18 protein-coding genes and 1 tRNA gene are annotated in these 25,080 nt (G+C 61.4%); 5 read left to right on the plus strand and 14 right to left on the minus strand.

The window, feature by feature from the left end:
• Positions 1 to 11: 11 nt before the first annotated feature.
• Complete coding sequence (locus AC13F2_RS12985) at positions 12 to 1,538, minus strand: TadA family conjugal transfer-associated ATPase (RefSeq protein WP_196846568.1); 1,527 nt, start codon at positions 1,536 to 1,538, stop codon at positions 12 to 14.
• Between the two features lie 246 nt (positions 1,539 to 1,784).
• Between AC13F2_RS12985 and glmS the strand changes: the two genes are divergently transcribed.
• Positions 1,785 to 3,608: a glutamine--fructose-6-phosphate transaminase (isomerizing) gene (gene glmS, locus AC13F2_RS12990; protein ID WP_482965431.1), complete on the plus strand. Its 1,824-nt coding sequence runs from the start codon at positions 1,785 to 1,787 to the stop codon at positions 3,606 to 3,608.
• Positions 3,609 to 3,678: 70 nt separating this feature from the next.
• Positions 3,679 to 6,042, plus strand: coding sequence for a putative bifunctional diguanylate cyclase/phosphodiesterase (locus AC13F2_RS12995; RefSeq protein ID WP_482965432.1), 2,364 nt, complete (start codon positions 3,679 to 3,681; stop codon positions 6,040 to 6,042).
• Positions 6,043 to 6,074: 32 nt separating this feature from the next.
• Here the strand turns inward: AC13F2_RS12995 and purQ are convergent, their stop codons facing one another.
• Together purQ and purS are read right to left on the minus strand one after the other, a co-directional pair.
• Positions 6,075 to 6,752 (minus strand): phosphoribosylformylglycinamidine synthase subunit PurQ, encoded by a 678-nt coding sequence (gene purQ / locus AC13F2_RS13000; protein ID WP_301642464.1) that lies wholly within the window; start codon positions 6,750 to 6,752, stop codon positions 6,075 to 6,077.
• Positions 6,752 to 6,985, minus strand: a complete 234-nt coding sequence (gene purS / locus AC13F2_RS13005; protein WP_103024892.1) for a phosphoribosylformylglycinamidine synthase subunit PurS — start codon at positions 6,983 to 6,985, stop codon at positions 6,752 to 6,754. Before purS ends, purQ begins: the two co-directional genes overlap by 1 nt.
• 271 nt (positions 6,986 to 7,256) lie before the next feature.
• Here purS and AC13F2_RS13010 point away from each other — a divergent pair, with 271 nt between their 5' ends.
• Positions 7,257 to 9,467: a TonB-dependent receptor gene (locus tag AC13F2_RS13010; RefSeq protein WP_482965433.1), complete on the plus strand. Its 2,211-nt coding sequence runs from the start codon at positions 7,257 to 7,259 to the stop codon at positions 9,465 to 9,467.
• A gap of 56 nt (positions 9,468 to 9,523) precedes the next feature.
• Here the strand turns inward: AC13F2_RS13010 and AC13F2_RS13015 are convergent, their stop codons facing one another.
• Positions 9,524 to 12,400 carry a M16 family metallopeptidase gene (locus AC13F2_RS13015; RefSeq protein WP_482965434.1) on the minus strand — a complete coding sequence of 959 codons (2,877 nt, stop codon included), beginning with the start codon at positions 12,398 to 12,400 and terminating at the stop codon, positions 9,524 to 9,526.
• Positions 12,401 to 12,524: 124 nt separating this feature from the next.
• Here AC13F2_RS13015 and AC13F2_RS13020 point away from each other — a divergent pair, with 124 nt between their 5' ends.
• The gene (locus tag AC13F2_RS13020) at positions 12,525 to 13,406 is read left to right on the plus strand and encodes a diacylglycerol/lipid kinase family protein (protein WP_482965435.1); all 882 of its coding nucleotides are present in this window, start codon (positions 12,525 to 12,527) and stop codon (positions 13,404 to 13,406) included.
• Here AC13F2_RS13020 and purC read toward each other — a convergent pair whose 3' ends face one another.
• The 8 genes from purC to infA form a co-directional block, all read right to left on the minus strand.
• Complete coding sequence (gene purC / locus AC13F2_RS13025; protein ID WP_103024888.1) at positions 13,407 to 14,210, minus strand: phosphoribosylaminoimidazolesuccinocarboxamide synthase; 804 nt, start codon at positions 14,208 to 14,210, stop codon at positions 13,407 to 13,409.
• A 114-nt stretch (positions 14,211 to 14,324) separates the two neighbouring features.
• A complete protein-coding gene (locus AC13F2_RS13030; protein WP_196846562.1) occupies positions 14,325 to 15,632 on the minus strand; it encodes a cation:proton antiporter in 1,308 nt (435 codons plus the stop codon).
• Positions 15,633 to 15,762: 130 nt separating this feature from the next.
• On the minus strand, positions 15,763 to 16,881 hold the full coding sequence (locus AC13F2_RS13035; protein ID WP_482965436.1) for a DUF2279 domain-containing protein: 1,119 nt from the start codon (positions 16,879 to 16,881) through the stop codon (positions 15,763 to 15,765).
• Between the two features lie 362 nt (positions 16,882 to 17,243).
• Positions 17,244 to 17,318: transfer RNA gene (locus AC13F2_RS13040), tRNA-Phe, on the minus strand.
• Positions 17,319 to 17,410: 92 nt separating this feature from the next.
• Positions 17,411 to 17,599, minus strand: coding sequence for a DNA gyrase inhibitor YacG (locus AC13F2_RS13045; protein ID WP_482965437.1), 189 nt, complete (start codon positions 17,597 to 17,599; stop codon positions 17,411 to 17,413).
• Positions 17,589 to 18,581, minus strand: coding sequence for a ribonuclease E/G (locus tag AC13F2_RS13050; protein ID WP_482965438.1), 993 nt, complete (start codon positions 18,579 to 18,581; stop codon positions 17,589 to 17,591). The genes AC13F2_RS13045 and AC13F2_RS13050 overlap by 11 nt, the downstream gene beginning before the upstream one ends.
• Complete coding sequence (locus AC13F2_RS13055; protein ID WP_482965439.1) at positions 18,535 to 19,110, minus strand: Maf family protein; 576 nt, start codon at positions 19,108 to 19,110, stop codon at positions 18,535 to 18,537. Before AC13F2_RS13055 ends, AC13F2_RS13050 begins: the two co-directional genes overlap by 47 nt.
• Before the next feature lie 6 nt (positions 19,111 to 19,116).
• A complete protein-coding gene (infA, locus tag AC13F2_RS13060) occupies positions 19,117 to 19,362 on the minus strand; it encodes a translation initiation factor IF-1 (RefSeq protein ID WP_007163491.1) in 246 nt (81 codons plus the stop codon).
• A 204-nt stretch (positions 19,363 to 19,566) separates the two neighbouring features.
• Here infA and AC13F2_RS13065 point away from each other — a divergent pair, with 204 nt between their 5' ends.
• Complete coding sequence (locus AC13F2_RS13065; protein WP_482965440.1) at positions 19,567 to 22,515, plus strand: TonB-dependent receptor domain-containing protein; 2,949 nt, start codon at positions 19,567 to 19,569, stop codon at positions 22,513 to 22,515.
• A 28-nt stretch (positions 22,516 to 22,543) separates the two neighbouring features.
• Here AC13F2_RS13065 and AC13F2_RS13070 read toward each other — a convergent pair whose 3' ends face one another.
• Complete coding sequence (locus AC13F2_RS13070; RefSeq protein ID WP_482965441.1) at positions 22,544 to 23,728, minus strand: BaiN/RdsA family NAD(P)/FAD-dependent oxidoreductase; 1,185 nt, start codon at positions 23,726 to 23,728, stop codon at positions 22,544 to 22,546.
• Position 23,729: 1 nt separating this feature from the next.
• The gene (locus AC13F2_RS13075; RefSeq protein WP_482600602.1) at positions 23,730 to 25,052 is read right to left on the minus strand and encodes an APC family permease; all 1,323 of its coding nucleotides are present in this window, start codon (positions 25,050 to 25,052) and stop codon (positions 23,730 to 23,732) included.
• Positions 25,053 to 25,080: the final 28 nt, after the last annotated feature.

Genomic DNA, 25,080 nt, shown 5'->3' on the forward strand with positions numbered 1-25,080 from the left:
ATCAGTACCCGTTACAGACAGGCTTCGAGATAAGCCTGGTCGAAGCCGAATTGCCGCGCTTTTTCGAGCGTATAGGGGCGCAGGCCCGACGAGCGAAATTCGCCCAAGATCTTGCCATCTTCGCTCTCGTCCAAATATTCGAATTTGAACAGTTCCTGGGTAACGATCACATCGCCTTCCATCCCGATCACCTCGGTGATGTTAGTGGTGCGGCGCGAACCATCGCGAAGGCGCTTCACCTGCACGATGAGGTCGACAGATTCCGCAATCTGGCGCGAGATGGCTTCTTTCGGAATCTTGATGTCACCCATCAGGATCATGTTTTCCATACGGCCGAGACATTCGCGTGGACTGTTCGCGTGGAGCGTACACATCGAGCCATCGTGGCCGGTGTTCATGGCGGCGAGGAGGTCGAAACATTCCGCGCCACGGATTTCGCCGAGAATGATACGGTCCGGACGCATACGCAGGGCGTTCTTCACGAGATCGCCGATGGTGATGGCGCCTTGGCCCTCAAGGTTCGGGGGGCGGGTTTCGAGTGGCAGCCAGTGCGGCTGCTGCAGGCGCAACTCGGCCGCGTCCTCGATAGTGAGAACGCGCTCGCCTGGGTCGATCATCTTCGACAGGGCGTTGAGCATGGTCGTCTTACCCGAACCGGTGCCGCCCGAAATGACGATGTTCATCCGGCATGCGCCCGCGATCTTCAATGCGGTACACATCTTTTCGCTCATCGAACCGAAGTCCTTGAGCATGTCGAGCGTGATCGGCTTTTCGGAGAATTTACGAATGGAAATGGCCGTGCCGCGCAGACTGAGCGGCGGCACGATGACGTTGACGCGCGATCCATCCTTGAGGCGCGCGTCGGCCAGAGGCGTGGTCTGATCGACGCGGCGACCGACCTGGTTCACAATACGCTGGGCAATCTGGAAGAGGTGGGTTTCATCGCGGAACTTGATCGGCGCGATGATTAGTTTGCCCTTCTTCTCAATATATGTCTGGTCGGGTCCGTTCACCATGATGTCCGACACGTCGGGATCATTCAGCAACTCTTCGAGCGGGCCAAATCCCAGCAGCTCGTCGACCAGCACTTTTTCGAGCGCAAATTGTTCGCGGCGGTTGAGCGTAACCTTCAGCTCGGCCAGCACTTCCATGATGATCGGACGAAATTCTTCCGACAGTTCATCCTTGGACAAGGTGGCGGCGGCTTCCGGGTCCACGCGTTCGAGCAGGCGCGGGAGGACCTGCTCTTTAATCTTGTGAACGCTTGCTTCGAAACCCCCGACCTGACTCTCGCCAGAGTGGGTGGTGTTCATGCGCTCGTCCAGGCGGGACATCGCGTCGCTACTGCCGGCTGACATGCCAGTTGCCGTTGGCGCGTTTGCAGGAAGGGGCGGGAATTGTTCGCCGCCCGAAGATCCGGAATCCTTCGACTGCTCAGGCGTGGCTGTACCTCCACGCATGGGTTTCGCTACGCCAAATTGCGGACGCGCACCGGCACCCATTCCTGCCGGTCCGTTTTTCCGTCCGAATGCGCTCATTGTCGGTAACCCCCGAGGTATCTCTTGATTCGCCTGGCGCAACCCTGCCCATTCGCGGCAAAGCCCGTGTCTCGAAGCTTGGTGAATAAAATGGAAACCTTGATTTTTCCCTAATGGCTGGCCGTTGCAACGCGGTGTCTGACCTGCAGCAGAGTGCCCTGCGGGCGAAACATCGACTGCGCCGATTGATTGCACAGTGAGAACCGCTAAGTCTGCCCCGGCAGCGCTTATCGGAGAATGCGATCCATGTGCGGAATTATCGGTATTGTCGGCAACAAACCCGTGGCGGAGCGCCTCGTCGATGGTTTGCGCAGGATGGAATACCGCGGATACGATAGCGCCGGGATATGCACGATACACGAGGGCGCGCTCGTTCGCCGTAGAGCCGAAGGCAAGCTCAACAACCTCATTGCGGAATTGGCGGACAATCCGGCCCCGGGCGAGATCGGAATTGCTCATACTCGCTGGGCAACGCACGGGGCGCCGACCGCGAAGAACGCCCATCCACATGCTACCGAGCACGTAGCGCTCGTTCACAACGGGATCATCGAAAACTTCAAGGAACTGCGCGCCGAACTGCGCGATGCAGGTCGTACTCTGGAGAGCGACACCGATAGTGAGGTGGTGGCGCATCTTGTTTCAAGGCTCGTTGAAACCGGCCACAGCCCTCAGGAAGCTGTTGCAGATGTTCTGCCCCGTCTGCGTGGAGCCTTTGCGCTCGCGATAGCATTCCGCGATCATCCAGACATTCTGATTGGTGCCCGTAGAGGATCCCCGCTTGTCGTTGGGTATGGCGTAAACGAGACCTACATCGGTTCCGACGCGCTGGCGCTTGCGCCGCTCACGCAGGAAATCAGCTATCTCGAAGAAGGCGACTGGGTTGTGGTCACGCGTGATGGCGCGTCGATTTACGATGCGGAAAATACTGCGGTGACACGTGAAATTCGCAACTCGGGTGCGTCGGCCGCAGCCGTGGAAAAAGGCAATTATCGCCATTTCATGCAGAAAGAGATCTTCGAACAGCCGACGGTGGTGGCCCAGACGCTGGGTTCCTATCTACGCCAATCGGATAATTCGGTCGCCCTGCCACAATTCGATTTCGATATTTCGCGCATCAAGCGCATCACCATCGTTGCCTGCGGAACATCCTATTACGCAGGGATGGTTGCGAAATACTGGTTCGAGCAGTTCGCGCGGGTTCCGGTCGACATCGATGTGGCTTCCGAGTTCCGCTATCGCGAACCGGTGCTTGAGGAAGGCGGCCTCGCGCTGTTCATTTCCCAGAGCGGAGAAACGGCCGATACGCTTGCGGCTCTGCGTCATTGCAAGGAAAACGGTCAGACAATCGGCGTGATCGTGAATGTGCCGACAAGTTCGATGGCGCGCGAGGCCGATCTCCTTTTGCCGACCCATGCCGGACCGGAAATCGGTGTCGCATCGACGAAGGCCTTCAGTTGTCAATTGGCTGTCCTTGCAGCTCTGGCTGCACATATGGCGGTCAAGAAAGGCTTGATGAGCCGCGAGGAGGAACAGGCAGTCGTCGGTCATCTGCTAGAAGCCCCTGCTGCGCTTAATGCCGCACTCGATCACGATGATGATATCGCCAGCATGGCTCATCTGATCGCGCCGGCACGCGATGTACTTTATCTCGGGCGTGGTCAGGACTTTCCACTCGCGATGGAAGGCGCCTTAAAACTTAAAGAAATCAGTTACATTCACGCCGAAGGCTATGCCAGTGGCGAGATGAAACATGGGCCGATCGCGCTGATCGACAGCGAGGTGCCCGTGATCGTTCTCGCGCCGTCGGGACCCCTGTTTGAAAAGACAGTCTCGAATATGGAAGAGGTTCGCGCGCGGGGAGGGCAAATCGTTCTGATTTCAGATGCCAAGGGTTTAGAAGAAGCCGGGGAGGGATGCCTTGCGACGATCGAAATGCCGCAAGTTCACCCCCTGATCGCACCGCTGGTATACGCCATCCCGGTCCAGTTGCTCGCTTACCATGTCGCTTGCGTCAAAGGCACGGATGTCGATCAGCCACGCAACCTTGCAAAATCCGTGACGGTGGAGTGACTTATCGACATTCGATCCTACTGCTTGGGTTTTTACCGCGTAATAAGGTTTTGCGGCTAACCGTGCTCGTGTGAGCGAGCTGCCCAACAGACAGGACACGAGTGCTACTGCACTCTCTATCCGCCAAGCCATCGGGCTCGAATCGCCCGAAGGCAGCGATTGGGCGCTCATTCATGGGCGGCAATACGCCCTGCTCAGGGAACGTGTAAGAGCGCGGGCTATACTTCACATCACAGGCTTTATCCTGATCGCAGCCGGGCTTTTCAGCTCGGTCAATGCTCTTGTGATCGTTGCCTGGGCTGGTGCCTTGCTAGCAGCCGTCGTTTTCTCCGCTCGCGCAGACATGCGTCTGGCTGATGCCGAGAGTCGGTACGTGGCCGTCGCTGAAATGAAGTCTCATGCTTTTGCGGCGGCGGCGAAAGGGGCGGTGTGGTCGTTGGGTATGATCATATGTGCTTTCATTGCGGATCCGGTTCAAACGGAAATCGTGTGGGCCGTTGTCGCGATGCTGATCCTTGGCACCACGGTAAGCCGCTTCAGCGTTCCGCTCAGTGCAATCGCCTTTGCCCTAGCAGCGGGCGTTGGCGGTTTCATCGCGAGTATCGTGACGTTTCAGTTCAGTCTCGCTGCCATCGTCCTCATTTCGACGTTACTGGCGACTTTCGGGGTGATCGAGAGCGCCCGTGTCGCGGTAGCTGCCCGAATTGCGGAAACGGCGATGCAGGAAAAAAGCGAAGTGGTGTCCATGCTGCTGCGCGAATTCGAGGAAGGCCAGGCAGACTGGCTTTGGCAGATCGACACGCGCCGGCGGCTCAAGGCTGTATCGCCACGCTTTGCCTTTGCGCTCGGCAAGGAACCTCGCGACGTGGAGGGGCAATCCTTTCTGCAACTCATTTCCGGCAGTGGCTGGAAGACGGGATCATTTCCGGAGAGTCTTCACGAGCTTGCCGAGAAGCTGAAGCGGCGGGAAAACTTCTCGAACTTCACCATCCGTGTGTCGATCGAAGGGCAGGACCGCTGGTGGGAATTGTCAGGTACGCCCATTGTGGATGATGTCGGCAATTACCAGGGGTTCCGCGGTGTCGGGTCCGACGTGACCGAACAGCGGGAATCGTCAGAGAAGATCGCCTATCTCGCCCGCTACGACACGCTTACGCAGTTGCCCAATCGACGCATGCTCAACGAAGCCTTGGGCGATGCCTTGAAGTATTCGGCGGACTGGCGGTCCCGCTGTGCCTGTTTGATGATCGACCTGGACCGCTTCAAGGCCATCAACGATTCGCTCGGACATCTGGTCGGCGATCAGATGCTGGCTGAGGTTGCGGCACGCTTGAAGCCTCTGACTAGAGAAGGCGAGGTTTGCGGCCGATTGGGCGGAGATGAATTTGCAGTCGTGATCCGGGATGCGTCCGACAGGAGCCGTATCGAATGGCTGGCTCGTGCGATTATCGAACGGCTGTCCGAGCCATACAAGATCGAGAACCAGGTTCTTTATGTCGGCGCAAGCGTCGGCTCGGCCTGTGGCCCCCGCGATGGGCGCACCGTGGAAGAACTGCTGCGCAATGCCGATCTGGCGCTATACCGCGCCAAGGATGAAGGTGGCGGGATCCACTGCGAGTACGAACCTTCGTTGCATGCGAATGCGGAGGAGAAGCGGCAGCTGGAACATTCGCTGCGCCACGCGCTCGAACGCAACGAAATGCAGCTCCATTACCAGCCCGTGGTCGATGCCAATTCGGAGGCGATAGTCAGCTTCGAGGCCTTGATCCGCTGGAACAGCGCGGAGCACGGCTTTGTCAGCCCGGTCAAATTCATTCCGCTCGCCGAAGACACGCGCCTGATCGTGCCGATCGGTACGTGGGTCCTGCAGGAGGCGTGCAGGGAAGCGGCGGCGGAATGGCCCAAGGACGTGAAGGTCAACGTCAACGTGTCGCCCGAGCAACTGCTCGAACCGGACTTTGCCGCCACGGTCGTGCGTGCGCTGTCGCATAGCGGGCTCGAGCCGCACCGGCTGGAAATCGAGGTTACGGAAAGCATTTTCATGCGCGACGGGGGCGTGGCGCGCAAGGCGCTGGAGCAGTGCATGGCGCTTGGATGCTCGATTGCACTGGACGATTTCGGGACCGGATATTCGTCGCTGGGGTATTTGCGGAAGCTCAAGTTCTCGACGATCAAGGTCGACCGGAGCTTCGTGCAGGGGGCCGCGCAGAAGAGCCCGGAATCGCTGGCGATCATCCGCGCGGTGGTAGCCATGGCGGATAGCCTGGGCATGACGACGACCGCAGAAGGCGTTGAAAACGCTGAGGAAGCGGCGCTGATCCAGCACCTGGGTTGCAGCAAGATACAGGGCTATTACTTCGGCCGGCCGATGCCCGCCGAGGATGTCCATCGCCTGTTCGACCGGCAAGGCGGCGAGCGCCTCATCAGCGCGTAATCAGACGATACGCATGTCAATCATACGTATGATCAGGCCGAAACAAGTGTCTTGATGGCATTTTCGAACAGGGCGAGACCGTCGGTTCCGCCATGCGCTTGTTCGACGGCGCGTTCGGGGTGCGGCATCATGCCGAGCACATTGCCTTCGGCGTTCAGAACACCGGCGATGTCGCGCTGCGAGCCGTTGCAGTTTTCGACGTAGCGGAAGGCGACACGCCCTTCGCCTTCGAGCATGTCGAGCGTTTCGTCATCGGCGAAATAATTGCCGTCATGGTGCGCGACGGGAATATCGATGGTCTGCCCCGCTGCGTAACCGCTGGTGAACAGTGAGCGGTCGTTTTCCACCTTGAGCGCAACGGTGCGGCAGATGAAATTCTGGCTGGCGTTGCGCATCAGTGCGCCCGGCAGGAGACCGGCTTCTGTGAGGACCTGAAAGCCGTTGCAGACACCGAGGACCGGCACGCCGCGTTCGGCCCGGCGCTTCACGCTTTGCATGATCGGGCTGTTCGCCGCCATCGCGCCCGAGCGCAGATAGTCGCCGTAGGAGAAACCGCCGGGCAGAGCGATGAAATCGAGATCTTCGGGCAAATGGGCATCGCCATGCCATACGCGGATCGGCGCAGTGCCCGAAACCCGTTCGATGGCGACAGCCATGTCGCGATCGCAATTCGACCCGGGGAAGGTGATGACGGCGGCGCGGAAAGCCATCAGTCGACCTTCTCGATGCGGTAGTTTTCGATCACCGTGTTGGCGAGCAGCTTTTCGCACATGTCGGCGAGCGCCGCATCATCGGTGCCGTCGGCCACATCGAGTTCGATCAGCCTGCCGATACGCACATCTTCGACCCCGGCAAAGCCGAGCCCTTCGAGCGCATGGTGGACGGCGCGACCCTGCGGATCGAGAACGCCGGGCTTTAGCGAGACATGGACGCGGATTTTCATCGAGCAAGCCTTTCGTGTTGGCGCGCCTATGGCGCACCGTCGCCGAGCGTTCAAGCACCTCGCAACGATCGCATGGTGATGGCGCGGGGCGTGACATATCCGCGACGGCTGTAGCGCCACTGCAACAATTGTCACGATTCTGCCTTATGGGATGGAGAGGAACTCCATTTCATCTCGCAACCTGCTATTGTGCATGTGCGGCGAAGATTGCCGTACCCCTCCAAATGCCCGCCTATCCCAGTTGCGCGCTCAAGCAGGACACCTCTTCAAAATGACGATCCGGACCACCGCCGCCCATCTTTTCGGGGCGAGCACTATCGCTTTTGCAGCCTTCGCTGCGCAGCCCGCCATGGCGCAGACCGCCGATCAGGCGGGCACGGAAGCAGCCGCCGACGGGCAGCTCAACACGATTATCGTGACCGCGAACCGCCGTGAGGAGAATCTCCAGGACGTGCCGGTATCGGCCGCGACCCTGGATGCGAGCACGGTCCGCACGATCTTCGATGCAGGCGCCGAAATCACCGCACTTTCGGCCCGCGTCCCGGGCCTGTTCATTGAAAGCTCGAACGGACGCGCGGCGCCCCGGTTCTATATCCGCGGTCTGGGCAATACCGATTTCGATCTGGCAGCATCGCAGCCCGTATCCGTCGTCATGGACGACGTGGTGATGGAAAACGTGACGCTGAAGTCCTTCCCGATTTTCGACGTCGAGCGGATCGAAGTTCTGCGCGGGCCGCAGGGCACCCTGTTCGGCCGCAACACGCCGGCCGGTATCGTAAAGATCGACACCGTGAAGCCGGGCGACGAGTTCGCCGTCAACGGTTCGCTGAGCTACGGCACCTTCAACACGGTATCCATCGATGGCGGCGTGACGGTACCGCTGGTACCGGGTCTGGCTTCGCTGCGAGTATCCGGCCTGTGGCAGCAGCGCGACAACTGGGTCGACAACGGCTTTACCGGCGAAAAGGACGTGTACGGCGGCTACAGCGAGATCGCCGGTCGAGCGCAGCTGCTGGTCACCCCGAGTGACCGCCTGTCGATCCTCGGCAGCTATGCCGTGCGCGACCTCGACGGTCAGTCCACCCTGTTCCGGGCGAACATCCTTGGTCCGGGTAACAACGACCTGAACGACAATTACGACCGCGACACCGTTTTCTACGATGCGGGCGGGCGTAACGAAGCGGCCTACAAGGCGCAGATCGCCACGGCGAAGGTCGATTACGACGCCGACTTCGCCACGCTGACCAGCATCACCAGCTGGGCCGATACCGAGGGCCGCAGCCGCGGCGACATCGATGGCGGCAATCTGGTCACCGGGCCGGGTTTCATTCCGTTTCCCAGCGATACGCAGGATTCGATAGATCTGAACCAGTTCACCCAGGAAGTCAGGCTTGCGTCCAATTCGAACGGCCCGTTCGAATGGCAGGTCGGCGGGTTCTATTTCGACAGCGATTTCGACGTCACGACCGTCGGTTTCGACTTCCCGCCTCCCGTTACCGTAAACCACACGAACGAAAGCTGGGCGGTATTCGGCCAGGTCAGTTCGCAAGTGACCGATGCGCTGAAGCTGACGGGCGGCCTGCGCTATACCGAAGATGACAAGGATTTCGTGGTCGTGGCGGGTGCGGCACCGCAGTTCACGACTGTTTCCGACGAGCGGCTGAGCTGGGACCTGGCAGCATTCTACGATCTGAGCGGCGACGCCAGCATCTATGCGCGTGTAGCCAGCGGTTTCCGTGCGCCGACCATCCAGGGGCGCGACGTCGCTTTCGGTTCGGCACCCTCGGTCGCCACGTCGGAAAAGATCATGAGCTATGAAGCCGGCCTGAAATCGGAGCTGGCGGATCGCCGCATTCGTCTGAACGGCGCGGTCTATTACTACACGATCAAGGACCCGCAATTCACTGCCGTCGGCGGGGCGGACAATCTGGTCCAGCTGGTCAATGCCGACAAGGGACGCGGATACGGGTTCGAACTGGACAGCGCGTTTCAGGCTACGCCCAACTTCCTGATCACGGCCGGGGTGAGCTGGAACCACACCGAGATCGAGGACAATACGCTGGCGGTCGGCATCTGCGCCCAGTGCACGATCGTGGATCCCACTGTCGTGCTATCGGGCAGCACCCGGGCCCTGGTGGACGGCAACCCGTTCCCCAATGCCCCGGAATGGATTGCGGATCTGACGGCGCGCTATGCCTTCCCGATCGGCAATGCCGGAGAGATCTTCTTCTTCACCGACTGGGCATATCAGGGGAAGACCAACTTCTTCCTGTATGAAAGCGAAGAATTCAATTCGAACAACCAGATCGAAGGCGGTCTGCGGGCTGGCTATGCCAAGGCCGATGGAACGTTCGAACTGGCAGCCTTCGTGCGCAACATCACCGATGCCGACAATGTAAAAGGCGGGATCGACTTCAACAACAATACCGCTTTCGTCAACGATCCGCGCGTGTTCGGCGTATCTGCCCGTATTAATTACTGAGGCACATCGAACCGATCGAAAAAGGGCCGGGAGGAGCGATCCTTCCGGCCCTTTTTTCATTCGGCATCCACCAGACTTTCGTGGACGATGCGGATGCGCAGTTCCTGTGCCGGATCGAGATAGCGCAGGGCCGCCTGCTGAAGCATTTCAGGGGTAATCGCGCGTATTCGATCTTCGTAGCTGCGCACGCGATCGAGGCGTTCGGCGCGCAGTTGCGCTTCGTCGATGATACCGAGCCACCAGCCATTTTCGCGCTGGCTCAGGGCGATCTTTTCCAGCAGCGGCTTGCGGGCACGTTCCAGTAGATCGGCGTCGACGGGCGCGCTGCGGAAGTCCTGCGCGATTTCATCGACGACTTCGAAGACTTCGTCCGCCTGTCCCGGTTCGACCACGACCGAGGTCGAGAAAGTGCCGAAGTCGCGGTAGATGTGCGACATGCTCGATCCCGCTGAGGGCGAATAGGAAGCGCCCAGTTCTTCGCGGATGCGGTCGAGCATTTCGAGGCGCATGACGGTGGCGAGCATCTGCATGGTCGCTTCTTCCTGCGCATCATCATCGTCGGTCGTGGGCCAGTAGGTCATGGCCAGGGCCTGATCCGGGGCGCCGGCGTGGGTCAGCACCCGTTCCCTGCGGTCGCCGGCAAAATGCGCGACCCGTTCGCTTTCATGACTGTCGAGCGTTGCAGCGCGCGGAGGAAGCGCCCCGAAGCTGGACGCGACCGCACCGATCACGGCATCGCTGTCGAAATCGCCGACAACCGATATTTCCACAGGCGCGGTGCCGATCCGATCGCTGACGATACGGCGCGCGTCTTCCAGCGTCACCGCTTCCAGCCTGTCTTCCGATGGAACGCCGAAGCGCGGATTGCCATCGGACAGGATCTGGGGGACCTGCGACCGCGCAACGGCCTGCGAGGTCGCATCGAGCTGGGCGATATAGGGCGGGATGAGAGCCTGCCAGCGGGTCAGCATTTCAGGGCGCAGGCCGGGATCGCTGAGATAGGCGGCACTGAGCTGCATCTGCAGCGGCAGGTCGGCCATGGTGCCGATGCCGCGCACGGTAAACATGTCCGCGCCCGCATCGAAACCGTAGGTGACCCTGCGACCGGCAAGGATCTGGCGTAGTTCGTCATAGCCATGCTGGCCGAGCCCGCCCAGCGCACTGACGGCAGACAGGAAGACAGCCTGCGCGATTTCGTCTTCCGGGATGGACAGCTGGCCCGAACCGACGCGGATGGCGAAGCGCAGGCGTCCCTTTTCGAAATCGGTTGGCTTGAGGTTCAATCGGACATTGTTGGCAAAGCGGATGGTGCGGACACCCAGATCGTCGATCACCGTATCGTCCGCGATTGCGGAGGGCGGCCCGAAATCGGTGTAGGCGAATTCCAGCCCGCTGGTGTCGAGCGGGGCGGCGACCGGCTGCGTCTGCGAGGCCCGCCAGACATCGAGGATCGTTTCCTGTGCGTCGGGAATCGCCTGTTTGGTCGAGACGTGGATCAGCGGATCGGTGAGAGCATAATGCCGGGCGAAAGCCTGTGAGACAGCAGCCGCGGTGATGGACGGCTTTTGCGCGAGGAACAGGTCGTAGGTCGTCTGGGGGCTGACGAAAATCCGTTCGCGCCGTGCGGTCGAGAGAATACCGTCTGCCAGCTGGCTGTTGCGGCGCGTATCCTGCTGGCTTGCCGCATCGCGGTAGCGCTGTTCGAAATTGGCCAGCTGTTCGGCCAGTTCCGCATCGGTAAAACCGTATTCCACGGCGCGCCGCCATTCCTGTTCGCCCACTTCGAGCGCGCGCTGCCATTCGCCTTCGCGGGCCTGCACCACGAGCTGTGCCTGACGCTGGATGTCGAAGAAATCGGAAGAGGATGCGCTGGCGCCGATGATCGGGGCATCGGCGGCGTTGGCGATCGTCTGCAAACGGCGGTTGAGGATCGCCGTACCGAGGCTGATCAGGCGCGACTGGTCCGTTTCCGCCACGGTGGGCTTGCGGTCCTGATAGGGGGCGAAGCGATCGATGGTGACCAGATACTGCACGTCGGGATCGACGAAATTCGCCGCAGCGGGTCCGCGCGAAAGATCGAGAGTGCCCTTGTCCACCTCGACCCGGGGCGTTTCCGGGGCCTGCCAGTCGCCGAAGCGGTCCTTGATGCTGGCTTCGACCGCGTCGGGATCGAGATCGCCGACGATGACGAGGGCCGCGTTGTCGGGACGATAGAAGCGGGAGTAGAGGTCGCGTACGGTCGCGCCCGGGGCCGTGTCGATGATAGCATCCGTGCCATCGGCGCGAAAGCGCGTGGCATAGCGGGTGCCGGGCGCGATGAACTGGAAATAGTCCTTGATCCGCCGGATCGAGAAATTGTTGCGGGTGCGGGTTTCCGACTGGATGATGCCGCGTTCCCGGTCGACCGCCTCGTCGGCAATGGTCAGTTCGCTGGCCGTTTCGCGCATCAGCATCAGCGCGGTGTCGACCAGGTCGGGGTCGGTCCGGGGCAGGTCCAGCTTGTAGATCGTATCTTCGAATCCGGTCGAGGCATTGGTGTCCGCGCCAAAGGCAAGACCGAGCCGTTCGAGCAGCTTGATCATCTCGCCTTCGGGCACATTGGTCGACCCGTTGAAGGCCATGTGCTCGAGCATGTGGGCAAGACCGAGTTCCTGCTCGCCTTCATCGATCCAGCCCACGTCGAAGCCGAACCGGATGACGGCGGTACCCTGCGGCGTACCGTTCCTGAGGATCGCATAGCGCATGCCGTTTTCGAGCACGCCGAAGCGGACCGCTGGATCGGGCGCGATATCGTAAACCGGATGGCCCCAGCCGGTCGTCGACTGCACCGTATCGGCCGGAAGGGCGGGGGGATCGTCCTGTGCTGCGATGGGCTGGGTCAGGGCGAGGAGCGGCAGCGCGGCGATCGCGCGGCGAAAAACGGTCGACTTCATGCAGATCACGCTATGGGGGCGAGGGGGCAAAGCCAAGCGGCTTGCGACCAAATTCTGCTGGCGGCATCGCCGGTTCCACCAACTGCGTGTTTGCACCGGCATGGCCCTGCGATAGGGGAGGGGGATGCCTGCGCTCGACCTCGTCTACAATCCCGTTTCGGGCAGTTTCAGCGACGACCATCTGGAGGCCCTGCGCGATGCACTGATCGAGGCGGGCTTTCGCGTTACGCCGATGCCGACGACGGCAGCAGGCGCGCGCCTTTCCGGCCAGGCCGATCTGGTCTGCGTCCATGGCGGCGACGGTACATTGCGCGATACGGTGCAGGCGCTGGGCGAGCGGGCAGGGAGCATGCCGATCTGCGTGGCACCTTCGGGCACGATCAATCTGGTCGCGCGCGAACTGGGCTATCCGCGGTCGCCCCGGCGCTTTGCCGGGGCCGTGCGCGCGGCGTGGGAGCGCGGGCCGGAGAGCTGGGTGCAATCCCCGCTCTACCGGCTGGGGGACATGCCGATCGTGTCCTGCGTTTCCATAGGGCCGGACAGCCACGCCGTTGCGCGGGTGGACGGCAGGCTGAAGCAGCGCATCGGGCGCTATGCCTATGTCGTCGCGCTGGCGCAGCAGATGCGCGAGTGGCCCCGCAACACGATGACCATTCGCGGCGAACTCGCCGATGGGGAGCGGTTCGAATATGAAGCGGAAGCGGCCATCGTGAGCCACGCCGCGCTTTATGCCGGGCCGTTCCAGGTCAGCCCGGGGGCCCGGCTGGGCGCGGATTCGGTCGAATTGATCACGGTGAAACGCGCGACGCGGCTGGGCACGATCGCGCTAAGCCTGGGGGTGCTGCTGCGCCTGCCGCTGGCGCGGATGGGGATCGCCGACATCCGCACCTGCCGCAGGATCGAGTTCGATCGCTGCGTGACGCCGGTGCAGGTCGACGGCGATCACATGCCCGAATGCGCTTTCGCCATCGCGCCGAGCGGGCTGACGCTCAGCTACGTCGTCTGATTATTTCTTGGGCTTGGTCGGGGTCCGCAGCCGGCCACGGTGGGCGTTCATGTCGAGCACTTCGCCGGGGCCGCTATCGTCGTTCTGAAGCAGGCCGAGACGGCGCGCGACTTCCTGATAGGCTTCGCTTTCGCCGCCCAGGTCGCGGCGGAACCGGTCCTTGTCCAGCTTTTCGCCGGTGTTGATGTCCCACAGACGGCAGCCGTCGGGGCTGATTTCGTCGGCGAGGATCACGCGGCTGTAATCGCCATCCCAGATACGGCCGAATTCGAGTTTGAAATCGACGAGCCGGATATCGATCGCGGCGAACATGCCGCACATGAAGTCGTTGATGCGGATCGCCATGCTGGACATGTCCTGCAGCTCTTCATGGCTGCACCAGTTGAAGCAGGCGATTTCTTCTTCCGAGACCTTGGGGTCGCCCAGAGAATCGTCCTTGAGGCAATATTCGATCAGCGTGTGCGGGAGCATCTCGCCTTCTTCGATGCCGAGACGCTTGGACAGCGTGCCGGCAGCGACATTGCGCACCACGACTTCGAGCGGAATGATTTCCACCTGGCGGACGAGCTGTTCGCGCATGTTGAGGCGACGGATGAAATGCGTGGGGATGCCGATGTGCGACAGACGGGTGAACACATATTCGCTGATGCGATTGTTGATCACGCCCTTGCCGTTGATGGTGCCCTTCTTCTGTGCATTGAAGGCGGTCGCGTCATCCTTGAAATACTGGATGATCGTACCCGGTTCGGGGCCTTCGTAGAGGATCTTGGCCTTGCCTTCGTAGATCTGGCGGCGACGTGCCATGGGCATGCATTCCTTCGCGCAAAAAAGCGTGCGCCCCGGCAGGTGGAATCGACGCGATCCGCACGCCCCGGGGCGATTGATCCCGCGCTTACCGGAAGGGGGCGGGGAAAGCAATCATGCGGGCGGACTGCCGCGGGCTTCCCGTTCCACGGCGGGCGCGCGATCTTCCTTCAGCTTTTCGATCAGCCGGCCCAGAGTGGCGCGCTGGACCAGAACGCTGAACAGGACGGCGGCGAATGTCGCGGCAAGGATGAGGTCGCGCGTTTCCCCGGGCGGGAGGGAAAGCGCGAGCGCGATCGAAATGCCGCCGCGCAGACCGCCCCACCACAGCACCGGTCCCGCACCCTTGTCCTGCAGGCGAGCGGCGGGGATCGTCCTGGTGGACACGATGATGCTGATGGCGCGGGCTGCCAGCGTAAGCGGTATCGCCGCCAGAGCGAGGATGGCTTCCTCGAAGCCGACGACCAGGACAATCATTTCGAGCCCGATGAGAAGGAACAGCACCGAATTGAGCAATTCGTCCACGAGCTCCCAGAACTTGATGACATAGTCGCGGGTCACATCGCTCATCGCATAGGTAACCCCTTGGTTGCCGACTAGCAGGCCCGCGACAGCCATGGCCAGCGGGCCCGATACATGCAGATAGCTGCACAGGGCATACCCGCCCATGACGATAGCCAGCGTCACCAGCACTTCCAGCGCGTATTCGTCCATTCCCGCCAGAGCGCGGTAGCCGACATAACCTGCCGCTAGCCCGACGAGGATGCCGCCGCCTGCCTCAATCGCGAACAGCCGCGCACCTTCGGCCAGTGAGAATTCGGTGCCGCTGATGGCAGCGCCCAGCAGAATGATGAAGACGACGATGCCCACACCGTCGTTGAACAGGCTTTCGCCCGCCACCGCGCTTTGCAGGGACTGAGGTACGTTCTCTTCCCTGAGCACACCGAGCACGGACACCGGATCTGTCGGGGCGATCAGCGCGCCGAAGACGAAGTACCAGATGGGTGCGACGGGCAGGGCAAGCAGCAGGCCGACGCCCCACATCGCCAGGCCGACGAGCACGGTCGAGACGATCACGCCCACGGTCGAAAGCAGGAGAACCGGAAGCCAGGCGACCTTCAGCCGGTCGAGATCGACATGCAATGCACCGGCGAAGAGCAGGAAGCTCAGCATCCCCTGCAGCAGCGTTTCGGTGAAATTCAGCTGCCGCAGGATGTCGGCCACCCAGTCGCCCAGCGTAATCGCGGGAATGAAGGCATTCGCAATCATCAGGCCGATGGCCGTCAATGCGCCCATCACGGTCAAGCCGATGACATGGGGCAGCTTGATGAAATGGTGGTTGAACCAGCCCAGCAAGGCGGAAGCCACGACGAGGATCGCGGCAATGTCGAAAGCGGAAAGCGCGCTGCTGGTGTCATGCATAGGGCGTGCCTAGCTTGCGCGGGGGTGGAGGGGAAGCGTCGCGGGTAAGGGGCAGGATGCATACCAGCGGTGAAGCCGAGTTATGCGGTCATCTTCACGGAACCGTGCGAGGTTCCTCAGCGTCAATACGTTAATCGGTCAGGTGAGTATGGACTGCAGTATAGGGGAGTTGGAAATAATCCAGCACTTCGCCTGCCGCTTTCCCGACCGTACTTTTTGAATCCTTGAAGAGCAATTCTCGTAGATTGATACCCAACCCCACAAAAATATGCCGCTTCGGGACGATACCGGCCGCCCTATCTTCCAGGAGGAAATCATCTCCGTGATAGCCCAGATGCAGTTCGAGGTACCGCAGCGGGCTATTATCGAAGGCTTCGAAGCCGGCCGGCTTGAGCGCCAGGAAATAGCGTTGCTGCTGAAAATGTTCCTTACCGCTAATAGTGTAGATGTCGTCGTTGGGTTCGATCATCAGACGAAAATCCAACTTCTCATCCAATCCGGGAACGGAATTGCGCAATAGAGAAAATCCGGCGCCCATCGTGTTAAACGTCACATCTTCCCAGGACCAGCCGCTGGTCGGCTCTATGCTGTCGAAAGCTTCTGTCCAAAGCATGACACCCGAAGCAAGAGCCGCAGCCGTGATTTCGATGCCGGGAGCGTCATTCGTATTTCGCTTGAGCCGGCCGTAAAGCAACTCGCTGATCACGTAGGCCGAGTACGCGTGAGCCAATTTATCGACGCCGACATTGTTGGTTGATCTGCCAAACCAGCCCTCGCTTTGAAAGCTTGGCCATTGCGGGTCTTTCAATAGCTTGGGCGCATTGATTGCAGTGTAGTAACCGGCGACCGCGGCAAATTCCCATTTGATAGCTTTCACATCCTCGCCGAACGACGCGTAATTCCGGCGCGCAGGATTTTCGAAGTCGTCTCGCGTCGTAACCGTCACTGGAACATGGTTCTCAACCTCCTGATAGTCGACCGTCTCGCGATCAAAGTCGGCAATAGTGGCTTCCTCAAGATAAGCGCCTGGCGCGACGAGCACTCGAGCTGTGTCACTCGACGCAGTGAGCTCGGTCGAAAACGCCTGATCCAGCTCAGCGAAAGTAGATAAAGGCACAATCATCAGTTCATCCCCTGCCGCACTAGCAGATGCACTCGCCGTAATGACCCAAAAGCCGGTCAGTAATGAAACGACACGATGCAATCGCTGATGAAATGTTCCGCCTCTCTCCCTATTAAAAATCGCCATCTATCTGATTCCAAACCCAAAGAACGACTGCATTGTCGCCGCTTCATTTGGATCGCAATAACTTATTGGATTATGTGGGAAGATATTTGCGTTTGAACCTGCCGAGAGACGGTGGCATTTCGCCAGCTCCCACCGAACTCTGCTTATTGTCGAGATCGGCGAAGGGGGTATTGAATTGATGATCCGCAAATTGCGATACATTCTCCATTTGCCGCCACCATCCACACGTTGGCAAAAATGAAGTGACCGCCGCAGCGTAGACGAAGTTGTGGGCGCCACCGGTCAAGGATCAACCCGAACGCGCGCCCGTTTGGCGACTAGACCGAAGTCAGGCCATCGAATTCGATTTGCTGGAGAAGAAGTGGTGCCCAGGGGCGGAGTCGAACCACCGACACGACGATTTTCAATCGTCTGCTCTACCACTGAGCTACCCGGGCACACTGCGTCTGCTATGGAGCCTGAAAGGGCCCCGTGAGCAGTGAGAGCGCGCCTATGGCGAAGCTCGTCTGCCTTGGCAAGGGGGGAATTTCTACTCTTCCTTGCCGCCGCTGAATTTCGCCGCGATTTCTTCGGGCATGGCGGGCCGCCCGGCCACGGAATAGCCGTCGCCAAACCATTTCGATAAATCGCGGTCGCGGCAGCGGCTGGAACAGAACGGCGCATATTCTTCGCTGCGGGCCCGTTTGCAGATCGGGCAAGGGCGGGATCTAGTCGTCATGCGGAACGATCTGGGCAGTGGCCGCTTCGATCGCAAGCCCCGGGTCGATCGCAATGCGCACCGGGCGCGCGGTGCGCCGCTCGAGTTCGGCGATCCATTCGGGCCCGAGCCGGGGCCTCAACGCGGGATGAACGGTCAACAATGTCGCGCCGGGCCCTTCGACCATTTCGGCGCGGCGTAGCGCCATTCGGACTGCCATACCTATGCGCGAGGTCGCGAAACGATGCAGCAGCGAAGGGCCGTGGAGCCGGGCAACAATCTGAACGAGGCCGAAGCCGTTCATTGCCGTGCGTTCATGGGAAAAACCCGACAACGCCTCTTCGAGCGCCGAATCCACCGCCTTGCGGTCGGATTTCGTCTGGAGGGTTGGAAAATCGATCCCGATCGAGCCGCCAAGATCGAAGAGCGTGAGCCAGCGCGCGATTTGCGGAACTGCGGCGAGGGACAGTTCGCGCGGAGGCAGGTCGCCATCGATATCGATCAGCGTCATGGCCGGCGTCACCGCAAAGAGTAGCGAGCCGCCGGCGAACTCGACCTCGCCAGAAGATGCAGCATGCCAGATATCTTCCCAGACCGCCGCGGGGAAGCGACGGACCGACCTGGCGTTGGCCATCGGGTCAGATATTGTGCCAGCAATCGCCGAAACCGGCCGGGCGGCAGGGAGCTTGAAGCGTCCGCGTTCCGTCATCGCGCCGCGCGTTATGGCGAAAAGATAGTTTGCGCCCTCGCTTGCATCGCGCGGAAGTTTATCCACCAGAACCTCGCGGCCGGAGGGGTGTTGCGCGGTTCCTCGTGCGCCTGTCTTGCGCAGCAGCTTGCCTTCGAATTCATCGCCCGCCTGGATTTCACCCGGCCAGTGGAGGCCGGCGGCGAGAGGTGTTTCGCCATCAAGCAGCAGGGCCCGGCGTTCGCCGATACCCTCTTCGACCTGCCATTCAGGCAATGTCGAACCCAGCGGCGCGCAGCAATGTGCGCGTATCATAGAGAGGCAGGCCAACCACACCCGAGTGGCTGCCCTGAATCCGGCTGATCAACCCTTCCGCGATGCCCTGAATGGCATAGCCACCTGCCTTGCCTTCCCATTCGCCGCTGGCGAGATAGGCGTCGATTTCGGCGGACGAGAGGCGCTTGAACATTACCACCGTTTCGCTCAGCCGTTCACGGATGGCGCCGTCCGGTGCGCGAAGGGCGATGGCGGAAAGGACGCGGTGGCGACGACCCGACAGCAGTTCGAGACATTTGCGGGCCGTGGCTTCGTCTTCGGCCTTGGGCAGGATGCGGCGGCCCGCGGCGACGACCGTATCGCCGGCGAGTACGTGGCCGTCACCGGGGGCGGCAGCCTGCGCCTTTTCGCGCGCCATGCGCTTTGCATAGTCGCGCGGCAATTCGCCCTTATGGGGCGTTTCATCGATGTCCGCGGGATTGATGGCAGCAGGCGTCAACCCGAGACGGGCGAGAAGCTCGCGCCTGCGGGGACTGGCCGATGCTAGAACGAGGGTGGGCTGGCCCACGTGCGCTTATTGGGGGCCGGGGCCGCCGCGACCGGGCATGAAGCGGTAAGTAATGCGTGCCTTGGTGAGATCGTAGGGCGTCAGTTCACAGAGCACTTCGTCGCCGACGAGCACGCGGATACGGTTCTTGCGCATCTTGCCGGCGGTGTGGCCGAGCACTTCATGGCCGTTCTCGAGCTCGACGCGGAACATCGCATTGGGCAGCAGTTCCACCACCCTGCCGCGCATTTCGAGAAGTTCTTCTTTCGCCATGTAGTTCCTTGGACTGTGCCGTTGGTCGATTTGTGTCGCGCGCCCATAGCGGCAGTAGGGACAAAAGGGAAGACTCGGTCGTTAAGCGCGGCGCAAGGCTGGCGCGACATTTTGTTACCCGACATTTCTTGCCTGCCGGCTCCGCCTCGTCCAGCCATGCTGCCGGGGACGGAAGAGAATTGAGACAGGATCACAACGCTTTCCATGCACTATCTCCCCCGTATTTCCGCACTTGCGCTGACCATTGCGCTCGCCACGCCGGCCTTCGCACAGGATGTCGATCCCGCACCTGCGACAAGCCAGGACGGATCGCAGGACGAACCGCTTCCCGAAGATGCCATCATCGTAACGGGCGAACGTGTGCGCGGGCAGGTGCAGACCGATGTCCCGCCGGTGGTCGAACTCGATGAGGCGGACATTGCCGCCTACGGTGCGGATTCGCTGGCTGACCTGATCGAGCAACTGGGACCCCAGACGGGATCGGCCAGCGGCCGCGGCAGCGGGCGTCCGGTCTTCCTGGTCAACGGACGGCGCGTTTCGAGCTTCCGCGAGTTCCGCCGCTATCCGCCCGAAGCGATCGTCAAGGTAGAGGTATTTCCGGAAGAGGTCGCCCTGCAATATGGCTATCCCGCCGATCAGCGCGTGGTCAATTTCATCCTGAAGGACAATTTCGCCAGCCGCGAGGTAGAACTGGAATACGGGCAGCCAACGGCCGGGGGCCGGTCGAGCGGCGAAGCGGAATATTCGCAGCTGACTATCAATGGCGGCGACCGTCTGTTGCTGGGTGCGGAATTCAACACGTCATCCATGCTGACGGAAGCCGAACGCGGGATTATCCAGACCGAAAACAGCGTGCCGACCGTGGCGTCCGATCCGGATCCTGCCGCCTTTCGCAGCCTTGCCTCCGACAGCGAAGGGTTCGAGCTCGAGACAACCTGGAACACCAGTTTCGGGGAAGGCGCGCGGGCGCCGACTTTCTCGATCAACGGCAATCTGGAGCGCAGCGTCACCCGATCGCTGTCCGGGCTGGATACGGTGCTGCTGACCGATCCCGACGGTAACACCGAACTGCGCGCGATCGATGCCGATCCGATCACGCGCCGGACATCTTCGACCACCGCTTCATTGGGCAGTTCGTTGAACGCGCCTGTGGGCGACTGGAACCTTGCCCTGACGCTGGATGCGGCGCGCGGCTGGAGCACGTCGGAAATCGATCGCCGACGCGATACGAGCGGCTTGGTGGCAGCGGCCGCTGCGGGCGAGATCGACATCACGGGCGATCTGGGAGCCGTTCCCAGCGCTGGTTTCGATGAGGCGCGCAGCAAGACCTATACGATCGATACACTCGCCACGCTCACGGGGCAGCCGATCCTGCTGCCGAGCGGCGAGGTCAATGTGACCGCCAAGGTCGGGTACAAGCTCAATGGAATCGACAGCACAGACACGCGTACGAACGGGCTGGAAACATCGCTCAACCGCCGCCGCGCGCTTGCCGGGGTCAATCTGGGTATACCGCTTGCCAGCGCGCGCGAGGATTTCCTCGGCGCATTGGGCGAACTCAGTCTCGATCTGGGCGGCGGCATCGACGACCTTTCCGATTTCGGGACGCTGACCAACTGGAATGCCGGATTGAACTGGCGGCCGTCGGAAAGCCTGTCGTTGCAGGCGAGCTACACCGTGCGCGAGGCCGCACCGAGCCTGACCCAGCTTGGATCGCCGCAGATCGTCGACGTCAACGTCCCGGTGTTCGACTTTGTCACGGGAGACACGGTGCTGGCCAACGTCGTCACGGGCGGCAATCCGGATCTGCTTGCGGAGACACAGCGCGACATCAAACTGTCCGCTTCCTACGATTTCGATCTGTTCGACAGGTCCAATTTCCGCGTCGAATATTTTCGCAACCGTTCGGACGACGTGACCGAAAGCTTCCCCGTCCTGACACCAGCCATCGAGGCGGCATTCCCTGATCGCGTGACGCGCGTGGATGGGCAGTTGGTGGAACTGGATCGGCGGCCGGTGACGTTTGCCGAACGTAATTCTTCGCGCATCCGCTACGGTTTCAACTTCTTCGGCAAAGTCGGCAAGCCCGCCCCCGAGAGCGAAGGCGGCGGCGGAAGGCGTGGAGGCTTCATGGCGCGCATGGGCGCTGCCGGAGGACAAGGATCGGCACCGGGACAGGGCGGAGCAGGACAGGGCCGTGGCGGCTTCAACAGCGAGCGGTTCGCCGAAATTCGCGCGCAATTCTGCAAGGAAGGCGCAGAGCCCGATATTTCTCAATTGCCAGAACAGATGCAGCAGCGACTGCGCGGCGAAGACGGACAGATCGATCCGGCCCGTGTCGCACAGATGCGCGAACGCTTCTGCAGCGCGGATGGTGCGCCCGATCCGCAGCGAATGGCCGCGATGCGCCAAGCGCTTTGCACAGGTTGGAACGCGGCCGATCCGTCCGCCTCCACCCCGGTCGATCTTGCCGCACTGCCCGAACGCATCCGTGAGCGGCTGACGGGCCCCGATGGGCAGATCGACGAAGCCCGGCTGAACGAGTTGCGCAGCCGGGTCTGCGCTTCGCCGCAAGCCGGCGAAGACGGAGCCGAAACACGTACTGCCGGTTCGTCCGGAGCTGGTGAGGCGCGAGGAGGCGGCCGTCGTGGTGGCGGCGGAGGACGCGGCGGTCGGGGCGGTGGCGACGGTCAAGGACGCTGGAACTTGTCGCTCTATCACACGATCGAGCTCGAAAATTCGGCGCTGATCGCGCCTGGCATTCCGGAACTCGATCTACTGAACGGGGACGCCCTGAGCGGATCGGGCATCAGCCGCCATAACTTTACCATGGAAGGCGGGCTGTTCCACAAGGGCATGGGTCTGCGCCTGTCGGGCAATTATGCCAGCGGCACCGATGTGGACACACTGACGTTCCATGACCTTGCCACTTTCGACCTGCGCCTGTTCATGAATCTCGAGGAGCAGAAGTGGCTCACCGGTGAGACACCGGGCTTTTTCAAGGGAGCGCGCCTCTCGCTTCGGGTCGACAACATCTTCGACGCCCGGCAGCGTGTGACGGATGAGAACGGAATAGTCCCACTGGGCTATCAGCCTGACCTCGTCGACCCCTTAGGACGTGTGGTCTCGCTCGAGCTGCGGAAAGTCTTCTGATTGCTGGCGGGTTAGCGCGGGCGAGCGTTTACAGCGCGTCGCCCGCTGCGACGCCGCTAGCCCAAGCCCATTGGAAATTATAACCGCCAAGCCAGCCGGTCACATCCACTGCCTCACCAATGGCGAACAGACCTAGTAGGCGCTTCGCTTCCATTGTGCGGGACGACAGTTCGGCAGTGGAGATACCGCCGACGGTGACCTCGGCCTTGGCGAAGCCTTCGGTGCCGTTCGGATGGAACGCCCAGCGTTTCAACCGCTCACCTGCGCTGCGCAAAGCCTTGTCGGGCGCGTTGCCGAGGTCGCCTTCGATCCCGATCTTGTCGGCTAGGATATCGGCCAGCCGTGCCGGGAGAGCTTCACGCAACTGCGTCTTCAAGCCGACACGCGGGCTGGTGCGCTTTGCGTCCATCAGCCACTCAGCTGTCTGGTCGGGCAGGAAATCCACCAGCAGCGGATCGCCCGGTCGCCAGTACGAACTGGCCTGAAGGATCGCCGGACCAGACAAGCCGCGATGGGTGAATAACGCTGCTTCTGCAAAGGAGGCCTTGTTGGCGGTGGCCACTACGGGCGCGGACACGCCGGAAATGTCGCGAAACAGGACCTCTTCGCCGCCGAGTGTCAACGGAACGAGCGCAGGGCGGGGCTCCACCAGCTTCAGGCCCAACTGGCGCGCCAATTCGTAGGCATAACTGGTGGCGCCCATTTTCGGGATGGATGGTCCGCCGGTCGCAATGACAAGAGCGGGCGCGGTTGATGTTTCAGCCGAAGTGGTGACCTTAAATAGGCCGTCGTGTTCGACCGACGCAATTTCCTCGCCGCAGCGGACCTCTACGTCGCCGCCACTCTCACGCGCATGTGCGCATTCCTCCAGTAGCATGGCAACGATCTGCTTTGCCGATCCATCGCAGAACAATTGGCCGAGCGTCTTTTCATGCCACGCGATGCCGTAGCTTTCTACAAGCGAGAGAAAGTCGCGCGAGGTATAACGCGCCAGCGCCGATTTCGCGAAATGAGGATTGGCGCTGAGGTAATTGGTTGGTCCGGCGCCAATATTGGTGAAGTTGCATCGACCGCCGCCCGATATCAGGATTTTCTTACCCGGTTTTTCAGCCCGTTCGAGCACCAAGACGCGCTTGCCCCGTTGACCGGCACGCGCCGCGCACATCAATCCGGCGGCCCCCGCGCCGAGAATTATCGCGTCGAAACTGGCCATGTCAGCGCGGGGCGAGCGGTTCAGCCGGTCGTTCCTGCCGCGCGACAAAATAGAGCAGCGTTCCCGCCACGACCAAACCGCCGAAAACCTGCCAGCTCTGTGCATCGGCATGGGTGCCGACCCATAGTGTGCTCAACACCGTGAGGATCGACACAAAGCCATGTACCGGATCGATCCTTCCTTCGCGATGTTCGATCACCGGCAGAGCGAAGGCTGCGATGAGGTAGGTGAGGAGGCGGGTCAGCGTGCCCGCCAAAGCCAGCACCATGAAACCTTCCCACAGACCGAACGCGATGCTCGCGGCGCCATAGAACAGGATCGAGTTGACCGGAGTATCAAGCCTTGGCGACACGGCCATGAACCACCGTGGCAGCATGCCCCGCTCGGCCATGCCGAATGTCATCCGGGGAAGACTGATGCCGCCTGCGAAATTATTCGCTCCGATGCTGAAGGCCGCGGCAATCACTATGGCGATCGCGCCTGCCGGACCCATTGCCGCATCGGCTGCCAGTGCCAACGGGTTTTCGGAATCCGCAGCCACGCCGGGATCGATGGCGATATAGGCCCAGATCACCAGCATGTAGAGCAGCGTGACCGCCCCCAGCATCGCGACCAGCGCCAGCGGCACGTCGCGCTTGGGGTTCTTCATTTCGCCTGCGGGCAGCACGACATATTCGAAGCCGATGAAAGCGTAATATGTAAGCAGAACCACGCTTTCGGCATCGGTGAATTCAGGCAGAACCAGCCCCGCACGCGGATCGCCGGCGAATAGCCCGGCAACGATCAAGGCCAACAGGGGCAGAAGCTTCACGGCTGTGAGGGCGCTCAGCGTGGCAACCGAACTTCTCAGGCTGAAGAGGTTCACGATGGTAATGAAGCCAATGAAGCCTGCAACCAGCAGCGGGCGCAGTACCGGTCCATCAAGCACGGGAAAGAGCGTGGCGAGATAGGAGACCATGACATGCGTGTTTGCCGCCACGGTAACGATGGCGCTGGCATAACGCGCCCAGCCCGCCTGAAAACCGACGAACCGTCCGAACGCCGCTTCGCCATAGAGTATGGGACCACCCGAATGTTCGAACCGCGCCGACAGCCAGGCAAAGGTAAGCGTGAGAGGAAGGAACAGCAGGCCCCCCAGCAGTATCATCCAGGGCGCGAAGTCGCCCACAGCCAGGAACAGTGTGGCGGGCAGGGCGAAGATCCCCGCGCCGATCATGCCGTTCACCGGCAATAGTGAAGCGCCGAACAGCCCCATGGTCCGCGGCGGTGCGAGTGGTTTCCCGTCCATCGCGCGGTGGATGGCCGCAAACGCTGCTTTGCACAAGCACTCGCCTCGCACTATCTGCACCGCC

This window comes from Qipengyuania sp. L-5Y (assembly GCF_056859455.1).